Below are 17,306 nucleotides of genomic sequence, written 5' to 3'. Positions count from 1 at the left end.
CGGCCATGACCGACGCCGCAGACTTCGACGCCCTCTACACCGCCGCCACCAAACCACCCTGGGAGATAGGCGCACCCCAACCCGCCCTCGCCGAACTGCTCGACACCGGCATCCGCGGCCCCAAGGTCCTCGACCTCGGCTGCGGCACCGGCGACCTCGCCCTGGCCCTCGCCCGCCGCGGCCACCACGTCACCGGCGTCGACGTCTCCCACACCGCCGTCGACACCGCCCGCGCCAAAGCCACCGCCGCCGGACTCGACATCCACTTCGACGTCCAGGACGCCACCACCCTCACCCTGACGTCCGGGCCCTTCGACACCCTCATCGACAGCGGCCTGCTGCACAACCTGCACCGCCGCGGCGGCACCCGCGCCACCGACTACCTCCGCCGGCTGCCCGAGCTCGCCGCACCCGGCGCCACCGTCCTCGTGCTCGCCATCTCCCACGAACCCGGCCAGGACTGGGGACTCACCCCCGACTACCTCAACGCCGCCTTCGCCGAACCCACCTGGACCGGCACCCACATCACCCGCACCCGCATCCACGCCGACGTCGACAACCAGCAGCTGCTCCTGCCCGGCCTGCTCCTGCGCACCACCAAAGCCTGATCACGCCGGCGGCCACCACACCGGACCCTCCGGCGCATCGCGCACGAACACCAGCGCGTCCAGCCCCGCCACCTGCGCCGGATCCAAGGGGGAGTAGCCGAACCACCCCGAGCTGCGCGGCACCACCTCACCCGCCGCGGCCACCAACCCACGAGCATCCACAAGACAACGGCCGCGCTGCACCCCGTACAAGATGCCCTCGAAGGTGTTGGGCTCGGGAACCCGCACCCCACGATGCCCGATCGTGCCGAGCGCCATCGGCACGAACGCGTAGTCACCACCCAGCCGCGCCGCCACGATCGACCCCGCACCCCACCACAGGCCCCCGCTCCGCCAGCGCCATCAGGTTCGCGGCCATCAACGACGACCGCACCCCTCCAGAAGTGATACCGCAACAACCCCACCGCTGTACGCGCGTACAACCAACCCCGATCCCGCTCCTCCCGCGGCAGCTCCGGCGTCCGCGACTCCAGCAACGCCACCAGCTCGTCCGCCACCACCCGCAACTCCCGCGCCCGCGCCGAGCGGCCCACCGACCGCGACGGATCCCGCATCGCCGCCGGCTCCGCCCACCGCTCGTCCGCACCCGACAGCCGATCCAGCACCTCCCACGGCCCCGCATCACGCAGATACCCGTGCAACCCGAGCAGCGCCTGCCGCGGACTCGGCGCCGACACCGTCTCCCACGGCCCGTCGAACCCCGCGAACCGCACCCGCTGCGCCACCGGCCGGCCCTCGTTGTACGCCCGCATCCACCGCACCAGCTCACGATTCGCCGCCGACGCCCCGAACCCGTGACTGAACCCGCGCGCCATCGGCTGGGCCTGGGCAGTCGTACCCCGCCACCAGGACGAGCCGATCCGCTACGTCGGGGCACTCTGGACCGCCCGCACCGCCGGCCGCGCCTCCATCGGCTACTGGACAGCGCCGACCGCCCGCCGCACCGGCCATACGTCCGACGCCGTCACCACGACCGCCGACTGGCTGCTCACCGACGGCGGTGTCGCCCGGCTGGAGGCCTACATCGAGCCCTGGAACGTCGGGTCCCAGCGGGTGGCCTCGAAGGCCGGCTTCACCCGGGAGGGGCTCATAAGATCGTTCGCCCCGATCGGTGGGGAGCGGCGGGACGCCTATCTGTACGCCCGCATCGCCGACGGGACAAGTCGGACAGGGGAGTAGCGCGCGCCCCGACAACGCGCTGCCGCCGCGCTCGGGTGATCGCCGACCGTGGACCCCGGACAGCCGTCAGCCGTGCACGCCGGTAGTCCGAGAGCTCCGAACGCGCATTTCCCGCGACCCTCGCCAGGCGCTGCGACGGATCGGAAATCCGCGCTTACCGGCACCCAAGCTATCGACGATATTCCAGGTCGATAATCTATCTTATGTTAAGTAGCGTGCTTGCGGAGGTAGGCCGCACACCCCTCCAGTGCCGCCGGGCTCTCTCCGGCCAAGCCGATGATTCGGTTGACACGTGACAGTGATCTACCTGCAACGCGAACGCGGGCGTTGTTGAGCCGTCTGCGCGTGGTCTGCCAACGCGCGAGACCTGAATCTGGTCTTCGGGAGTCCCGCACGCTGCGCATCGGTATTTCTGGTCAGCTCGCAAGGCGTCGTACTCTTCCGGCCGAAGACGGTAGAGCCTCCAAAGATTCATTCGCCGAACCGCCATGGGGTCGGCCGAGCGTCGCCTTCGCTGGGCCTCCGCGTACACCTTGCGCCGACATTGGAGGCAGAGCGGATCCGTCGCGCTCGCCTGCCAGCCGAACTCTGAGCGTGGTTTGGACTGCCCACACCCGCGCTTCCCCGAACAAATTCGCGTCTGAATGTTCGGCAAGGGCCCATCGGCAGCGTTGTGTGTTGGCATGAGCCTGATCCTCCAGCAGCCATGCAGGCTTCGGTGACCCCTTGAGTGTTGCCAACTTGATTGAGCCTCGTGCCGCCGCGCTTGCCCTTAGGAACCAACAATCCTGCATAATATTCCTTATGCAGGACGATAAAGACTTTCCGGTCACCGAGCTCATAACCGACTTCCTAGCCGCCCGAGCCGTCCGCAAGCCCTCCACCCACACCCTGCAGGCCTACCAGCGAGACCTCACCTCGATCATCGCGCTGATCCGCGACCCGGGCGAGCAGCCAGTAACTCTGAGTGACCTCTCCCCTCGTTCCCTGCGGATCGCGTTCGCGCGGTTCGCTTCCGAGCGCGCCCCCGCCTCCGTGGCCCGGGCCTGGTCGTCCTGGAACGCCTTCTTCACCTTCTTGGTGACCGAGCAGGTCGTGGCCGGCAATCCCATGTCGGCCGTGGACAAGCCGAAACTGCCGCCCCACTCCCCTAAGCCGTTGCGTGGTGAGGACACGCCGGAGCGGTTGCTCGACGCGGTGAGCAGGGCCGATGAGCGGCAGCGGGATCCGTGGCCGGAGCGTGATCTCGTGGTTCTGGCGCTGGCCTTGTGTGCGGGTTTGCGGTTGTCGGAGTTGTTGGCGTTGCGGATCGGGTCGGTTCTGGGGCGTCCCGGTGAGCGGTGGGTGGAGGTGGCGGGTAAGGGTGGGCGGCCGCGCAGTGTGCCGATCGAGCCGGAGTTGGAGGCGGTGGTGGATCGGTATGTGGGGTCGCGGCGGCAGCGGTTCGGGCGGGCGGACGCGGATGAGCCGATGTTGGTGGATCGGCGTGGGGAGCCGTTGAAGCGGGGTGGGCTGCAGTATCTGGTGCAGTCGTGTTATCGGCGGGCGGGGATTCATGATCGGGTGCCGCGGGGTGCGCAGTTGCATGCGTTGCGGCATACGTTCGCGACGCGGTTGGCGGAGGACGGGGCGAACGCGTCGGAGATCATGCGGTTGCTGGGGCATGCGTCGTTGGCGACGTCGCAGAACTACATCGAGGTGACGGCGGGGCAGCAGCGCGCGGCGGTGCGGGCGAATCGCACCAACCGCGCGCTGCGGGGTCTGTCCTAGGGGAACGGCTCAGGCGAGGCTGAGCTTGACGTCGACGTTGCCGCGGGTGGCGTTGGAGTAGGGGCACATCTGGTGTGCGGCGTCGAGCAGGGTGCGGGCCTGGTCCTCGGGGAGGCCGGGGATCTCGGCTTCGATGGTGACGTCGAGGACGTAGCCGGGGCCGTCGGCCTTGGGGCCCACGCCGACGTCGATGGTGATGGCGGTGTCGGTGAGGGTGATTTTCTGGGCGCGGGCGACGGCTTTGAGGGCGCTGTGGAAGCAGGCGGCGTAGCCGGCGGCGAACAGCTGCTCGGGGTTGGTGAGGGCGCCGCCGGGGCCGCCCATCTCCTTGGGGACGGCGAGGTCGAAGTCGAGGACGCCGTCGCTGGAGCGGACGTGGCCGTTGCGGCCGTCGCCGGTGGCGGTGGCCGAGGCGGTGTAGATCGCCGGCATGCGGGTGGATCCCTTCTAGATGGTGGTGGTGACGGAGGCGCGGACTTTGCCGAGCAGGTGGTGCAGTTGGGCGAATTCGTCGTCGGTGAGGTCGACGGCGCAGGCGATGCGTTCGGGGACGTGGGCGGCTTGGTCGCGCAGGGCGGTGCCGCGGTCGGTGAGTCCGACGATGACGGTGCGTTCGTCGGTGGTGCCGCGCTCGCGGCGTACGAGGCCTTGGGTCTCGAGTCGTTTGAGCAGGGGTGAGAGGGTGCCGCTGTCGAGGTCGAGGATGGTGCCGAGGTCGCGGACGGTGATGTCGCCGCGTTGCCAGAGCACGCGCATGGCGAGGTATTGGGGGTAGGTCAGGCCCAGGGCGTCGAGGGCCGGCCGGTAGAGGCCGGTCATGGCGCGGCTGGCGGCGTAGAGCTGGAAGCAGACCATCTGCTCGAGTCCGGTGGGTTCGACCATGCGGAAAACGGTAGTGCGCAATTAAGTTGTGCGCAACTAGTAACGGTGGACACGCTGTGTGATCATCGGCGCGTGCCGGATATCCGTTTCGTACAGCTCTCCCCCGCCGCGCTGACCGCTCTGGTCGCCGGTGACCTGGCCGCGGCCAGCGCCGCCGCGGGGCAGCAGCTGAGTCAGTACCTGGTCGACGAGGCGTGGCTGTGGCGGGTGCGCCTGGAGGACATCGAGCGTGATCCGCGGGCGGCGGACTGGATCGCCCGGGCCGCTGTGGCCGAGCCGCAGGGTGTGGTGGTGGGGCACGGGGGTTTCCACGGGCCGCCGGACGCCGACGGGATCGTCGAGGTGGCGTACTCGGTGGCGCCGGAGCACCGCCGCAAGGGCTATGCCAAGGCGATGCTGCGGGCGCTGCTGGAGCGGGCCGACGCGGAGCCGGGGGTGACGGCTGTCCGGGCGAGCATCCGCCCGGACAACGTGGGCTCGAAGGCGACGATCGCCGGGTTCGGGTTCAAGAAGATCGGCGAGCAGTGGGATCCGGAGGACGGGCTGGAGGACGTCTACCTACGCCCGGTCCAGGTGCACGACCAGGGGTAGGTGGTCGGAGATGCCGGCGCGGGGTGTGGCGACCTGCACGACGCGGCCGAGGCCGTCGCCGCCGCGCGGGTCGGCGAGGATGTGGTCGAGCTGCGCGCGCGGCGAGAACGACGGGAAGGTGGCCGCGCGGGCCAGGGGCCGCCAGCCGGTGACGGCGCGCACCGGGCGTACCGGCATGTTGAGGTCGCCGAGCAGCACGCGGGGGCCGGGCAGGGTGCGCAGGGCGCGTACGGCGTGGCGCAGTTGCCGCAGGTTCCAGCCGGGCACGAACGACAGGTGGGTGGTGGCGACGGTCAGCGGCCCGTGCGGGGTGTCGAGGACGGCGGCGAGCAGGACGCGGGGTTCGTCCTTGAGCAGGCGCAGCCCGTTGTCGGGGTCGTAGAGCGGGGAGCGGATCGGGGCGCCGGGCAGGGCGGTGATCTGCCAGCGGGTGACCGGGTAGCGGCTGACCAGGGCGATGCCGTACAGGGGGTGGATGTTGTCGTCGTCGCTGCGCCAGGGCTGCCAGGTCTCCCCCGGTGTGCCGACGACGGCGGCGGCGAAGCGGTGCACGGTGGCGCCCATGGCCTCGGCGGCGACGGCGGTGAGGTCGAGCAGGCCGCTGCGGGGCTGGGCCTTGTCGACCTCCTGGAGGCCGAGGACGTCGGCGTCGAGCTGCGCGACGGCGGCGGCGACGCGTTCGGCGTGTACCGTCCCGTCGGACAGTGATCTGCCGTGCAAGAGGTTGAAGGTGGCCAGGCGCACGTGTACGAACCTAGCCAACGAGGAGGCGCCGGTGTTCATCAAGACGCTCTGCTGCTCGATGATGATCTTTATCGCACTGGCGGGTTTCGGGATCTGGTTGCAGCGCCGCCGCGGCCGATAATGCTGCGCATGAGTGATGATCTGATCGCCCGGCTGGAACAACAGGAACGTGACCTGGTCCTCACGCGGTTCGACAACGCCGACGCGTGGCGGCTCGGCTGCCTGCTGGTGGCGAAGGCGACCGAGCGGGAGCTGCCGGTGGCGATCGACATCCGGCGGGGCACGCAGCAGCTGTTCCACGCGGCGCTGCCGGGCAGTGTGGCCGACAACGACACGTGGATCGAGCGCAAGGTGCGGGTGGTGGAGCGCTACGGCGCGTCGTCGTACCTGGTGGGCCGGCGGCTGGCGGCGAAGGGTCAGCAGCTGGACGCCGGCATGGGTGTCGACCCGGCGCTGTACGCGACGCACGGCGGGGCGTTCCCGATCCGTATCAAGGACGTGGGTGTGGTGGCGGTGGTGACCGTTTCCGGTCTCCCCCAGGCCGATGATCACGCGCTGGTGGTGGAGGCGCTGGGCGAGTTCGCCTGACGTTTCGCTTTCGCTGTGCGCGATCAGGGCTTTCCTGCGGCCGTACGGGTGGGAAGAGTCGCCTGGCATGAGAGTCCTGATTCTGGGCGGTACGGGGTTCGTGGGGCGTGCGGTCGCCGAGGAGGCCGCGCGCCGCGGCGACGAGGTGACGCTGTTCAACCGGGGCCGGCGCGGCGGCGTGCCGGGTGCGGTGTCGCTGGTCGGTGATCGGCTGGCGCCGGACGGGCTGGACGCGTTGGGTGCCGGCGAGTGGGACGCGGTGGTGGACACGTGGTCGGCGCAGGGCGAGGCGGTCCGGCGTACGGCTGAGCTGTTGTCCGGCCGTGCCGGGCAGTACACGTACGTGTCGAGCCGGTCGGTGTACCGGTGGCTGGCGCCGCCGCCGTTGACCGAGGACACCGAGCTGGTGGATGCGGACGAGCCGGGGTACGCCGGGGACAAGCTGCGCGGTGAGCGGGGTGCGGCCGCGTTCGGCGGGCCGGTGCTGCTGGCGCGGGCGGGGCTGATCCTGGGCCCGTACGAGGATGTCGGCCGTCTGCCGTGGTGGCTGAACCGGATGGCGCGCGGCGGGCCGACGCTGGCGCCGGGGCCGCGGGACCTGCCGGTGCAGCTGATCGACGTACGGGATCTGGCGGCCTTTGTGCTGGACGCGGCGGCGCGGCGCCTGGCGGGCCCGTACACGGTGGTGAGCCCGCCGGGTCACACCAGCATGGGTGAGCTGCTGGAGGCCGCGAACGAGGTGACCGGTGGCCGGGCGCTGCTGCGCTGGACCGATCCGGATGCGATCGTCGCGGCAGGGGTGGAGCCGTGGACGCAGCTGCCGATCTGGTTCCCGCCCGGGCCGGAGCACGAGTTCATGAACACCGGTGACGTGTCGAAGGCCGTGGCGGCCGGTCTGCGCTGCCGCCCGGCGCGCGAGACGGTCGCGGACACGTGGGCGTGGCTGCGGGACGCGGGGGTGGCCCCGCAGCGTGACGACCGGCCGAGGGTCGGTCTGGACCCGGCGGTGGAGGCGAAGCTGCTGGGCGAGCAGCTACAGGGCGAGCAGCTACAGGGCGAGCAGCTACGGGGCGAGCAGTGAGGCGAGGCGGGCCGCGCCGACGTTGCCGCCGGAGACGATGACGCCGATGCGGGCGGGCGGCGGGTCGAGACGCCCGGCGAGCAGGGCGGCCAGGCCACTGGCGCCGCTGGGTTCCATGACGAGCTTGAGCCGGTCGACGGCGAAGCGCAGCGCGTCACGCAGCTCGTCGTCGCTGACCAGCACGATCCGGTCGACGAGCTCCTTGTTGATCGAGAAGGTGAGCTCGCCGGGGATAGGGGCGGCCTGCCCGTCGGCGATGGTGCGCGGCACGGGGATGCTGACCCGCTCCCCCGCCTGCAGGGACCGTTTCGTGTCGTCGCCTTCGGCGGGCTCGACGCCGATCACCTCGATGCCCGGGTGCAGGCCCTTGGCGGCGACGGCGCTGCCGGCGATCAGCCCGCCCCCGCCCACGGGCACCACGATGGCGTCGAGCTCGCCGGTCTCCTCCAGCAGCTCCAGCGCGGCGGTGCCCTGCCCGGCGATGACGTCCGGGTGCTCGTACGGCGGGATCAGCGCCAGACCACGCTCGGCGGCGAGCCGGTTGCCGATGGCGACCCGGTCCTCGCTGTACCGGTCGTAGGTGAGGATCTCCGCGCCGTACTCGCGGACCGCGTCGAGCTTCGAGGCGGGCGTGTCCGCCGGCATGATGATCACGGCGGTGGAGCCGAGCTCCCGCGCCGACAGGGCGACGGCCTGCGCGTGGTTGCCCGACGAGTAGGCGGCGATCCCCCGCGCGAGCTGCTCGGCGGACAGCCGCGCGATGGCGTTGTAGGCGCCGCGGAACTTGAACGCCCCGATCCGCTGCAGGTTCTCGGCCTTGAGGAACACCTGCGCCCCCACCCGCGCGTCCAGCGTCCGCGAGTGGATCACCGGCGTGCGGTGGGCGACCCCGTCGATACGCTTGGCGGCTTCCCGGATGTCCTGCAACGTCACCATGGCGCCGATCCTAGATGCCGGCTGGATCGCTGCGGCGGCCGGTAGTTTCCTCGGCCTCGACCTGTTCGTCAAGTGCCGCACTCAACATCCATAACGCGCAATCTGCAATACGGTTCATGGCGATCACGATGACGCGGAAGGTATGTTTTTCTAGCCTGTTTCCTTACTTGTCCCTAGACGTAATCTCCGCATATTGGAGCACTTATGAGCCTTCCTGCTCCCCCTCCGCCGGGCGGCTACTACTCGAATGTTCGCCAAGCAGGGGTGCGGATCGGAGTTGCGGGCCTCGGCTTCTCGGCAGACTATTCCTCGCCCATGGCCGAGTTCGAGACCACGATCGAAACGCCCAACGGCTACAAAGTGACTCACTGCTTCCGCAGCTCGAACCGCGACGACGTTCGAGCTGTCGCATACGACTCGCTGCAGGCCGTCCTGCAGGCGGCGGCGCGGGCGGAGCTGCAGTCACGCATGATTGACGCCGGTTTTTCCCGCGACCTTGTCGAACTGCTTTGGGGTGACTCTCGCCCGCAATGGCAGCTTCCCCGTCGTTGACGGTGGGCTCTGAGGAGCGGCTCGACGGGAGCACGTAAGGGCTGTTAGTCCTTTTCCTCTGCACCAGGAAGAATGGAACAAGCGCGCCGGGCAGACCACCACGGGTCTGCCCGGCGCGCGAAAAGGGCTACGGGATCAGCTCGCCAAGAATTGCAGAATAAGCGCAAGCGGCCCCTACGCGGCCGTCAGCAGGCCCTGCGTGTCCGTGGCGCGCAGCCGCGTCGTCATCGTCGAGCGGGCCGCGATCTGCGCCGCATACACGGCGCGCCGCCGGGCCACCGCCCCGCCGCGGGCGACGCCGGTGTCCTGCTGCTCCATGTGCGTGCTCAGCCCGTCCTTGAGCAGCGCCAGCGCCTCGGTGCGCAGCTGCGAGACGCGCGACTCGGTGACGCCCAGCTCCGCGGCGACCTCCGACAGGGGGCGCTCGCGCAGGAACGACGCCTCGACGACGAAGCGCAGCCGCTCGGGCAGCACGGCGACCGCGTCGTGCAGGTAGCCGATGCGCTCGCGGTGCAGCAGCATCTCCTCCGGGTTGAGCGACGCCTCGGTGACCATGTCCTCGGCGGTGCCGGCGGCGAAGCCCTGCAGCGACAGCACGGCGGCGCGCTGCACGTCGTCGCCGATGGTGGCGAGCTCGCTGACGCCGACGCCGAGCAGCTCGGCCAGCTCGGTGTCGGTGGGGGTGCGGCCCAGCTGGGCGGTCAGCTCCTGGCGGGCCTGCTCGGCGCGGCGGGCGCGGGCGCGCACCGACCGGCTGGCCCAGTCCATGCCGCGCAGCTCGTCGAGCAGGGCGCCGCGCACGCGGGTGGCGGCGAAGCGGCCGAACGGGACGCCGCGGGCGGGGTCGTACGCCTTGGCGGCCGTGGTGAGCGCCGCGTAGCCGGCGGAGGCGAGGTCGTCGCGGTGCACGTGCGCCGGCACCTTGAACAGCATCTCGCGGACCATGTGGCCGACCAGGGCCATGTTCTCGCGGATCAGGGTCTCCTGCTCGCGGGTGACGGTCGTGATGGTCGTGCGCATGGTGGTTCCCCCCTGTCGTTGCTGACGGGGAGAACTTTTTCGGGTGCCGGGTGCAGCCGGCGGTTACTTACGGTTGCCGGTTGGTTGCACTCGAAAAGGAGTTCTCAAGTGAGCAGCCAGCCGTTCTCCACGGCCAGGCGCACCGCTTCGGCCCGGGTGCGGGCGCCGGTCTTGCCGATGGCGGCGGACAGGTGGTTGCGCACGGTGCCCTCGGACAGGTGCAGCTCGCGGGCGATGTCGGCGACCGTGCCGCCGTCGCGGGCGGCGCGCAGCACCCCGGTCTCGCGTTCGGTCAGCGGCGAGTCGCCCTGGGCGAGCGACTGGGCGGCCAGGGCCGGGTCGACCACGCGCAGCCCGTCGTGCACGCGGCGGACCGCGTCGGCGAGCTGCCGTGCCGGGGTGTCCTTGACGATGAACCCGCCGGCCCCCGCGGCCATGGCCTGGCGCAGGTAGCCGGCCCGGCCGAACGTGGTGACCATCAGCGCCCGGCAGCCGGGCAGCGCCTGGCGCAGCTCGCGGCAGGCGGCGATGCCGTCGAGGCCGGGCATCTCCACGTCCAGCAGCGCCACGTCGGGCTGGTGGGCGAGCGCCGCGGCGGCCACCTCGTCGCCGCGGCCGACCTCGGCGACGACCTTCAGGTCGGGTTCCATGTCGAGCAGGGCCGCCATCGCCCCGCGGACGAGGGCCTGGTCGTCGGCGAGCAACAGTTTGATCATGTTGGTACCTCCACGCGTACCCGGAAGCCGGGATGGTTGTCGCGGCGCCCGGCGGTGAACGTGGCGCCGGCGGCCTCGGCACGCCAGCGCAGCCCGGCGAGGCCCTGACCCGTGCCGCACGGCTGCGCGGCGGCGGGCCCGTCGTCGAGGATCTCGACGCTGCCGGGGCCCAGCAGCACCTCGGCGTGGGTGGCGCCGCTGTGCCGCACGATGTTGGTGACGGCCTCGCGGATCGTCCAGGCGAACAGCTCCCGGTTGCGGCTGGGCACCTCGTCGGCGGCGCCCGGCAGCCGGGCCTCGACGTTCGCGGCGGCGAGGGCCTCGCGGGCGGCGGCGATCTCGCCGGGCAGCGAGATGCCGCGCATGCCCATCGCGGTGGCGCGCACGTCGGCGAGCGCGTCGCGTGACAGCGCCTCCAGGTCGCGCAGCTCGGCGCGGGCCCGGTCCAGGTCGACGTCGAGCAGCCGCTGGGCCAGCTCCGCCTTGACGGCCACCACGGTCAGCGAGTGCCCGAGGATGTCGTGCAGGTCCGCGGCGATGCGGGCCCGCTCGTTCTGCACGGCCAGATCGGCCAGCTCGCCCTGGGCGGCGGCCAGGCTGCGCTGGCGTTCGGCGGCAAGCCGGATGCCGTACGTGGCGGCCGAGCCCAGCAGCACCGCCAGGCCGTAGCCGTTGTCGCTCCAGCCGGGCACCAGCGCCGGCAGCGCCTCGGCGAGCACGAACAGCGCCACCGCGAACGGGACCGCCTGCTTGAGCGGCAGGCTCACCATGGCCAGCGCCGCCATGTAGACCAGGCACGGCAGGGCGTGGTTGCCGGCGCCGGGGATCTGCAGCGCGAACAGCACCAGCAGCACGGCGATGCCCAGCCACATCGACGCGGTGAACCGCGGCGGCGGTGCGGTGCGGCGCGCCAGCCGGGCCCGCCCGGCCAGCAGCACGTAGCCGGCGGCGAACGCGGCCACCGCCGCCAGGCCGATCCCGCGCCACCACGGGTCGGGGGCGGCCAGCAGCGCCTTGACGTTCTCGGCGAGGTAGAACAGCCAGACAGCGGCGAAGATCAGCCCGTACCGGCCGGGCCCCGGGGTTGCTGCCGTCATGGCTGTGAACCTACCGCCGGCGTCAGACACGGGCGGTGTCGCGGCGGAACCGCCACACCGCACCGGCGGCGAACAGGGCCGTCCACACGACGACGTTGACGGCGGCGAGCCACAGGTTTCCGTCGTGCGTCAGCGGCGCGCGGGCGAGCTCGCCGACCCCGTACACGGGGGTGAACTTCGCGATCGTCGCGAACGTGTGGCCGAGGTCGTCGACGGGCACGAACAGCCCGCCGGCGAACGACAGCACCGCCAGCACCGGGCCGAGGATCTGCATGACGTTCTCGCTGGGCAGCAGGTAGCCCATGAACAGGCCGAACGCGGCGAACACCAGCGCGCACACCCAGGCCAGCAGCGCGCACAGGACCCAGGCGGACGCCGGCAGCCGCGCCCCCGACAGCGCGCCGACCGCGAACGCGACGGCCACCGACACCGCCCCGATGATCATCGCGAGGGTGATCTTGGTGGCGACGTAGGCGGCCGGGCGCAACGGGGTCAGCCGCAGCTGCCGGCTCCACCCGGCGGCACGCTCGATCGACACCATCGCGCCGCCGCTGGTCGTGGCCAGCATCGCCCCGTACACGGCCATGCTGACCAGCACGTAACCGGTGACGTTGCCGCCACCGACCCGCTCGCTCTTGTACTGCGAGCTGGTGCCGAACAGCAGGAAGAACACCGCCGGCAGCACGAGAGTGAACACCACGGTGCGCTTGTTGCGCATCAGCCGCCGCAACTCCAGAGCGATCATGCCGAGCGAGAAGCCGCCGAAGCGGGGCAGCGTGCGAGTCGTGACGGTCATGCCGGGTCCTCCGCGGTCAGCGCCAGGAACGCGTCCTCCAGGTTCCGGCTGGTGATCTCCAAGTCGTGGGCGGCGGTACGGGTGAGCAGGTACCGCGCGATCTCGTCGCTGTCGCCGCCGTGCAGCAGCACCGTGTCCCCGCGCACCTCGGCCCGGTCCACCCCCGGCACAGCGAGCAGCTGCGACTCGGCGGCCCCCGGCAGCGTCGCGCGCACCGTACGGCCCGAGGCCATGGCCTTGACCTCGGCGGCGGTGCCGTCGGCGACCACCCGGCCGCGGCGCACGAAGACCACCCGGTCCGCGTACGCGTCCGCCTCCTCCAGGTAGTGCGTGGCGAAGATGACCGTGCGGCCCCGCGCGGTGTCCTGCCGGATCGCCGACCAGAACTCGTGCCGCCCGGCCACGTCCATGCCGGTCGTCGGCTCGTCGAGGATCAGCAGCTCCGGATCGGGCAGCAACGCCATAGCGAACCGCAGCCGCTGCTGCTGCCCGCCCGAGCACTTGCCGACCAGCCGGTTCGCGACGTCCGCCAGCCCGGCCCGCCGCAGCGCGGCCTGCGCCTCGGCGCGGGTGCGGCCGAACAGCACCGCGGTCAGCCGTACCGTCTCGGCCACGGTGTAGTCCTTGAGCAGCGCCCCGGTCTGCATGACCGCCGCCACCAGGCCCAGCGCCACCGCCTCGTGCGGCGCCCGCCCGTACACCCGGACCGCACCGTCGGTGGGCCGCTGCAAACCCAGCAGCATGTCGACCGTGGTGGTCTTGCCCGCGCCGTTGGGCCCCAGCAACGCCACCACCTCGCCGGGCCGGATCGTCAGGCTGACGCCGTCGACCGCGGTCACCGCGCCGAAGCGCTTGACGACGCCGTCGAGCTCGACCGCGGCCGGCGCGGTCGTGAGATCGGGTGAAGCCGTGAGGGTCATGCCACCCATCGTCGGCCCGCGCGCCCGCCCGGCCCCCGTACGCCCGTCACCACCGGCCCATGACATCCGTCAGTGGTCCACAATGGCGCGGTGACCCCCACCGAAAGCGCCCTGATCCTCGCCATCGGCGAGGCCGAACCCGCCGTGGCCGCCCACCGCGAGCGCCTCGACCGCGCCGCCGGCTGGGGCATCCCCGCGCACATCACGGTCCTCTACCCGTTCCTGCCCCCGCACGAGATCGACGACCGGGCGACCGCCGCGCTGACCGGCGTCGCCGCGTCCGTGCCCGCGTTCTTCCTCACCCTGCAGCGCGTCAGCTGGTTCGGCGACCGCGTCGTGTGGCTCGCCCCCACGCCGGCCACGCCGATCGTCACCCTCACCGCAGCCGTCACGGCCCGTTTCGGGCTTCTGCCGTACGGTGGTGAGCACGACGACGTGATACCCCACCTCACCATCGGGCACGACCACCCCCGCCCCGTCCTCGAAGCCGCGGCCGCCGACGTCACCCGCCACCTGCCCGTGCACGCCCGCGTCACCTCGATGCGGCTGATCGCCGGCCGCCCCGAGCCCGGCGAGCCCTGGCAGACCCTCGCCGAGTTCCCGCTCGGCTGACCCCGGCCGCACGGCAGGCCGCCGACGTGTCGGCTCGAGCGGCCGGTCCTCGTGCGCCGCCCTGGCTGCCGGGCCGAAACGGGCGTTGTGGCACACTCCCGCCGTGGGTGACGACAAGGGCGGGCTGGACGCCCGCGCACTGATCGCCGCCGATGGCGGCGAGTGGGACGGACTGCTGTTCGACAACCCGGCCGTGGGGCTGCCGCCGGCGCTGACCTGGACGCTGCGCCTGCCGTTCGAGCCGGTCGGCGGCGACCCGGTGCGGCTCGAGGTGGAATGGCTGCCGATCGAGACCGGCGGCTGGCGCGACCTGGCCGGCAAGACGGTCAGCAGCGGCTCGTTCGCCGAACCCGCCGAGGCCGTCGTGCACCACAGCGGCCACCACCGCTACGACCGGGTCGACGTGCGCGTGCTCGAACAGGACGGCGCCCGCATCCGGGTGGCCGTGCACGCCGCCGGCGACCTCGACGCGCTCGGGCCCGCCGAGATCAGCGGCGAGGCGTGGCTGCGGTTCACCGGCATCGCCGTCCAGCTCAAGGGGGTCGACGACGCCGCGGCCGCGCTGGCCCGCCTCGGCGAGCACACCGACACCACCGGCTTGATCGAAATCCCGGACCCGCGGGGCATCGCGTTCCGGTTCGCGCCCGGTTAGCGTGAATCATGGCCGACGCAGTAGTGATCCCCGGAGGACGGTACGGCCCCGCAGCCGGCCTTCTCGCGTACGCCGGCACCGTCCCCGAAAAGCGCGGCGCCACCGCCCACGCCCACGAGTGGACCACCGCGCCGCCGCCGGCCGACTCCCCCGACGTCGAGGCATGGGCCTGCCGGCAGATCCACCCGGTGCTCGACGCGCTGCCCGGGCCCGCCCTGCTGATCGGCAAGAGCCTGGGCACGAACGCCGCAGCCATCGCCGCCGACCGGGGGCTGCCCGCCGTGTGGCTGACCCCGCTGCTGCGTACCCCCTGGATCGTCGCCGCCCTGGAACGCGCCACCGCGCCGTGCCTGCTCGTCGGCGGCACCGCCGACCGGCAGTGGGACAGCGCCACCGCGCGCCGGCTGAGCCCGTACGTGGTGGAGATTCCCACCGCCGACCACGGCATGTTCGTGCCCGGCCCGCTCACCGACTCGATCGCCGTGCTCGCCCGCATCGTGGTGGCGATGGAGGAGTTCCTCGACGAAATCGGGTGGCCCTGAGGCGGATGCGGCCGCGATACTGCCCCTCATGAGCCGCACCATCAGGGTCACCGTGCGTGGCAGTTTCGACAACCTCACCGAGCCGCAGCTCGCCGAGCTGGTCGCCGCGCAGGCCGACCACGACTTCCTGCACACGCAGTACACGCCGGAGGGCCATCTCACGTACGACCTGCCCGCCCGGCCGTTCTTCACGTTCCGGTTCGCCGAGCAGGCCGACGACGACGCCGGCATCGCCAAAGCCACCGAGCGCGCCGAGGCCAAGGCCACCGCGTGGATGGCCGAGCACGGCTACCCCATCAAGAAGGTGACGTCGCAGGCCGTCGACGTGGCCGCGATCCCGCTGGGCGCCCGCGGCCGGCGCGCCAACCGCTAGCCGGCGTCGACCAGCTCATCGCCGGGGAACCCGAGTGGCCCACGCCCGATACCGCGCGATCCACTCCTGGTTGAGCCCGTCCGCCTGCCGCCGGTGCCGCGCGGCGACCGGCGGGCGACCGGCAAGACCAAGACACGCCATGATGCCGTACGCCGCCGCGGCCGCATCCCGGTCGACATCCTCGTAGACCACCCGATGCGGCCGCACCCCGCACGCCGCGAACCACGCCTCCCACGCCGCGTTGTGCTCGGCGATCGTGGCCACGAACCGCCCGATCGCCTCAGCGTCGAAGACCGGCTCCCGCCCGCCACCGCCGTCGTTCCCGCTGATCTCGCCGTTGCCGCCGGCGAACCACGCACCGGTCTGTTCGGCGCGCACCCACGACACCGCCTGCGCCAGCACGTCCCGCCGCGTCAGATACACGAACCGGCAGCGCCCGAACGCCCGCTCCAGCACCTGCACATCGCTGCCCGCCCGTCCTTGGCGCAGCTTGCCGGCGAGCTCGGTGGCCGTACCCCACATCAGCTTCGCCCCGAACACCCCGTTCGGGCCGCTGCCCGCCACCCGCGCCGCCCGCACATAGCCGGCATAGTCAGCGGTACGGGGAAGCTGCCACCGCCGCGCCCACAGCGGCTCGTCCGGCGCCCGGAAGTACGCCTGCGGCCGCCCGCACACGCCGGTCGACTCCAGCAGCCCGAGCAGCAGCGAACTGCCGGTCCGCGGCGTGGCACACACGAAATAGCTGTCGACCCGCTCCGCCCCCATGCCCTCCGCCGACCCCCTATACCTCCGGCTCCCAGGCGATCAGCTGGTCGAAGACGCGCCGGTCCCCGTCCACGTCGAGCGCGTCCATCGTGATCCGCCCATAGCAGAACATGACCAGCTCATGGGCCGTGCCCCGGACGCGGACGTCGACCGCCTCCGGGCCCTCACCGGCGGCCGGCGCGGGCAGGCGGGCGACCCGGGCACCGTCGGCGGAGAGCCAGAGCCGCCACGAGCCGCCCTCGGTGGCGTGGTAGTCGGCGACCGCCGGCTTGTGCGGCCACGCGGCCGTCGTCGCGACGCAGGTGGTCAGGAACTCGTCGACACCGTCGAGGGCCACCTCGTCCGGCAGCGGCTGCGGGGCGCCCACGGCGACCTGCGCGTCGTACGTGTGCACGGCGACCTGCTGAAGCTGGTGCCGGGCAACGGCTCCCGTGGTCCGCGGCGACTGCGACGGACCCCACCACGTCCAGCAACCACGATCCGGGCCGGCCTCCCGCAGCGCGTCCAGCAGCTCCCCGGTCGACGCGGCGAACCAGCCCAGCAGCGCCTCCCGCTCGCGCGGCACCACCGGGTCGGGCAACACCACAGGAGCGTCGGCGGGCCCGGCGGCCACGATGGCCGCCCACCTGCGGCGCCCCTCGCCGAGATGCCGCACCAGGTCGAACAGCGTCCACTCGGGACAGGTCGGCACCCACACGTCGAGGCTGGGGGCCGCGGCCACCGCCGCCCGGAACGCGCCCGATCGTTCGTCCATCAGCCGCACCAGGTCGGCGAACTCCAAAGTCGTGTCCACCGCGGCTTTCTACCACCCCGCTCCGGCAACCGACAGCGAGTTTCCCGCCGCCGGGCCAGCGCATGGGTCAGTGACCAGTGGCGCACGAG

General features: G+C 72.0%; 23 protein-coding genes and 1 pseudogene. 11 read left to right on the top strand and 13 right to left on the bottom strand.

Going from position 1 to position 17,306, the window contains the following annotated elements; translation table 11 throughout:
* The first annotated feature begins 5 nt into the window (after positions 1–5).
* On the top strand, positions 6–608 hold the full coding sequence (locus Ade02nite_RS27400) for a class I SAM-dependent methyltransferase (RefSeq protein WP_203769938.1): 603 nt from the start codon (positions 6–8) through the stop codon (positions 606–608).
* Here the strand turns inward: Ade02nite_RS27400 and Ade02nite_RS50385 are convergent, their stop codons facing one another.
* A complete protein-coding gene (locus Ade02nite_RS50385; protein WP_203769936.1) occupies positions 609–905 on the bottom strand; it encodes a TraB/GumN family protein in 297 nt (98 codons plus the stop codon).
* A 134-nt stretch (positions 906–1,039) separates the two neighbouring features.
* Positions 1,040–1,423: pseudogene (locus Ade02nite_RS50780) on the bottom strand (erythromycin esterase family protein); the annotation flags it as partial.
* Here Ade02nite_RS50780 and Ade02nite_RS50775 point away from each other — a divergent pair.
* A complete protein-coding gene (locus Ade02nite_RS50775) occupies positions 1,407–1,787 on the top strand; it encodes a GNAT family N-acetyltransferase (RefSeq protein ID WP_203770017.1) in 381 nt (126 codons plus the stop codon). The pseudogene Ade02nite_RS50780 and the gene Ade02nite_RS50775 overlap by 17 nt on opposite strands.
* A gap of 804 nt (positions 1,788–2,591) precedes the next feature.
* Positions 2,592–3,557, top strand: coding sequence for a tyrosine-type recombinase/integrase (locus Ade02nite_RS27380; protein WP_203769934.1), 966 nt, complete (start codon positions 2,592–2,594; stop codon positions 3,555–3,557).
* Positions 3,558–3,566: 9 nt separating this feature from the next.
* Here the strand turns inward: Ade02nite_RS27380 and Ade02nite_RS27375 are convergent, their stop codons facing one another.
* A complete protein-coding gene (locus Ade02nite_RS27375; RefSeq protein ID WP_203769927.1) occupies positions 3,567–3,989 on the bottom strand; it encodes an organic hydroperoxide resistance protein in 423 nt (140 codons plus the stop codon).
* A gap of 15 nt (positions 3,990–4,004) precedes the next feature.
* A complete protein-coding gene (locus tag Ade02nite_RS27370) occupies positions 4,005–4,439 on the bottom strand; it encodes a MarR family winged helix-turn-helix transcriptional regulator (protein ID WP_203769925.1) in 435 nt (144 codons plus the stop codon).
* A 72-nt stretch (positions 4,440–4,511) separates the two neighbouring features.
* Between Ade02nite_RS27370 and Ade02nite_RS27365 the strand changes: the two genes are divergently transcribed.
* Positions 4,512–5,030: a GNAT family N-acetyltransferase gene (locus tag Ade02nite_RS27365; protein ID WP_203769923.1), complete on the top strand. Its 519-nt coding sequence runs from the start codon at positions 4,512–4,514 to the stop codon at positions 5,028–5,030.
* On the opposite strand, the gene Ade02nite_RS27360 is transcribed toward Ade02nite_RS27365, so the two are convergent.
* Positions 4,998–5,774, bottom strand: a complete 777-nt coding sequence (locus Ade02nite_RS27360) for an endonuclease/exonuclease/phosphatase family protein (RefSeq protein WP_203769921.1) — start codon at positions 5,772–5,774, stop codon at positions 4,998–5,000. The two genes, Ade02nite_RS27365 and Ade02nite_RS27360, sit on opposite strands and share 33 nt — an antisense overlap.
* Positions 5,775–5,903: 129 nt before the next feature.
* On the opposite strand from Ade02nite_RS27360, the gene Ade02nite_RS27355 reads away from it, so the two are divergent.
* Positions 5,904–6,362, top strand: a complete 459-nt coding sequence (locus tag Ade02nite_RS27355; protein WP_203769913.1) for a heme-degrading domain-containing protein — start codon at positions 5,904–5,906, stop codon at positions 6,360–6,362.
* 67 nt (positions 6,363–6,429) lie between these two features.
* Positions 6,430–7,443 (top strand): NAD-dependent epimerase/dehydratase family protein, encoded by a 1,014-nt coding sequence (locus Ade02nite_RS27350; protein WP_203769911.1) that lies wholly within the window; start codon positions 6,430–6,432, stop codon positions 7,441–7,443.
* Here the strand turns inward: Ade02nite_RS27350 and Ade02nite_RS27345 are convergent.
* Complete coding sequence (locus tag Ade02nite_RS27345) at positions 7,426–8,379, bottom strand: pyridoxal-phosphate dependent enzyme (RefSeq protein WP_203769909.1); 954 nt, start codon at positions 8,377–8,379, stop codon at positions 7,426–7,428. The genes Ade02nite_RS27350 and Ade02nite_RS27345 overlap by 18 nt on opposite strands.
* Before the next feature lie 315 nt (positions 8,380–8,694).
* Here Ade02nite_RS27345 and Ade02nite_RS27340 point away from each other — a divergent pair, with 315 nt between their 5' ends.
* Entirely contained in the window at positions 8,695–8,931 is a 237-nt protein-coding gene (locus Ade02nite_RS27340) for a hypothetical protein (protein ID WP_203769907.1), read from the top strand.
* A 174-nt stretch (positions 8,932–9,105) separates the two neighbouring features.
* Here the strand turns inward: Ade02nite_RS27340 and Ade02nite_RS27335 are convergent, their stop codons facing one another.
* From Ade02nite_RS27335 to Ade02nite_RS27315, 5 genes are all read right to left on the bottom strand, one after another.
* On the bottom strand, positions 9,106–9,951 hold the full coding sequence (locus Ade02nite_RS27335) for a sigma-70 family RNA polymerase sigma factor (protein WP_203769905.1): 846 nt from the start codon (positions 9,949–9,951) through the stop codon (positions 9,106–9,108).
* A gap of 104 nt (positions 9,952–10,055) precedes the next feature.
* Positions 10,056–10,667, bottom strand: a complete 612-nt coding sequence (locus Ade02nite_RS27330) for a response regulator transcription factor (RefSeq protein ID WP_203769903.1) — start codon at positions 10,665–10,667, stop codon at positions 10,056–10,058.
* Positions 10,664–11,764, bottom strand: coding sequence for a sensor histidine kinase (locus Ade02nite_RS27325; protein WP_203769901.1), 1,101 nt, complete (start codon positions 11,762–11,764; stop codon positions 10,664–10,666). Before Ade02nite_RS27325 ends, Ade02nite_RS27330 begins: the two co-directional genes overlap by 4 nt.
* Before the next feature lie 22 nt (positions 11,765–11,786).
* On the bottom strand, positions 11,787–12,560 hold the full coding sequence (locus Ade02nite_RS27320) for an ABC transporter permease (RefSeq protein WP_203769899.1): 774 nt from the start codon (positions 12,558–12,560) through the stop codon (positions 11,787–11,789).
* Positions 12,557–13,480, bottom strand: a complete 924-nt coding sequence (locus Ade02nite_RS27315) for an ABC transporter ATP-binding protein (RefSeq protein WP_203769897.1) — start codon at positions 13,478–13,480, stop codon at positions 12,557–12,559. Before Ade02nite_RS27315 ends, Ade02nite_RS27320 begins: the two co-directional genes overlap by 4 nt.
* A gap of 90 nt (positions 13,481–13,570) precedes the next feature.
* On the opposite strand from Ade02nite_RS27315, the gene Ade02nite_RS27310 reads away from it, so the two are divergent.
* The 4 genes from Ade02nite_RS27310 to Ade02nite_RS27295 all read left to right on the top strand — a co-directional run bounded on the left by Ade02nite_RS27310 (position 13,571) and on the right by Ade02nite_RS27295 (position 15,659).
* Complete coding sequence (locus Ade02nite_RS27310) at positions 13,571–14,092, top strand: 2'-5' RNA ligase family protein (RefSeq protein ID WP_203769895.1); 522 nt, start codon at positions 13,571–13,573, stop codon at positions 14,090–14,092.
* Between the two features lie 103 nt (positions 14,093–14,195).
* Positions 14,196–14,744 carry a hypothetical protein gene (locus Ade02nite_RS27305; RefSeq protein WP_203769893.1) on the top strand — a complete coding sequence of 183 codons (549 nt, stop codon included), beginning with the start codon at positions 14,196–14,198 and terminating at the stop codon, positions 14,742–14,744.
* Between the two features lie 8 nt (positions 14,745–14,752).
* Positions 14,753–15,286 carry an alpha/beta fold hydrolase gene (locus tag Ade02nite_RS27300; RefSeq protein WP_203769891.1) on the top strand — a complete coding sequence of 178 codons (534 nt, stop codon included), beginning with the start codon at positions 14,753–14,755 and terminating at the stop codon, positions 15,284–15,286.
* Between the two features lie 28 nt (positions 15,287–15,314).
* Complete coding sequence (locus Ade02nite_RS27295) at positions 15,315–15,659, top strand: DUF6204 family protein (protein ID WP_203769889.1); 345 nt, start codon at positions 15,315–15,317, stop codon at positions 15,657–15,659.
* A 15-nt stretch (positions 15,660–15,674) separates the two neighbouring features.
* On the opposite strand, the gene Ade02nite_RS27290 is transcribed toward Ade02nite_RS27295, so the two are convergent.
* Together Ade02nite_RS27290 and Ade02nite_RS27285 are read right to left on the bottom strand one after the other, a co-directional pair.
* Positions 15,675–16,424, bottom strand: coding sequence for a Stf0 family sulfotransferase (locus tag Ade02nite_RS27290; protein ID WP_203769887.1), 750 nt, complete (start codon positions 16,422–16,424; stop codon positions 15,675–15,677).
* A 16-nt stretch (positions 16,425–16,440) separates the two neighbouring features.
* On the bottom strand, positions 16,441–17,217 hold the full coding sequence (locus Ade02nite_RS27285; protein ID WP_203769885.1) for a maleylpyruvate isomerase family mycothiol-dependent enzyme: 777 nt from the start codon (positions 17,215–17,217) through the stop codon (positions 16,441–16,443).
* Positions 17,218–17,306: the final 89 nt, after the last annotated feature.

It is taken from the genome of Paractinoplanes deccanensis, from assembly GCF_016862115.1.
GTDB classification, from domain to species: domain Bacteria; phylum Actinomycetota; class Actinomycetes; order Mycobacteriales; family Micromonosporaceae; genus Actinoplanes; species Actinoplanes deccanensis.
This window is presented reverse-complemented; position numbering and strand designations above follow the sequence as displayed.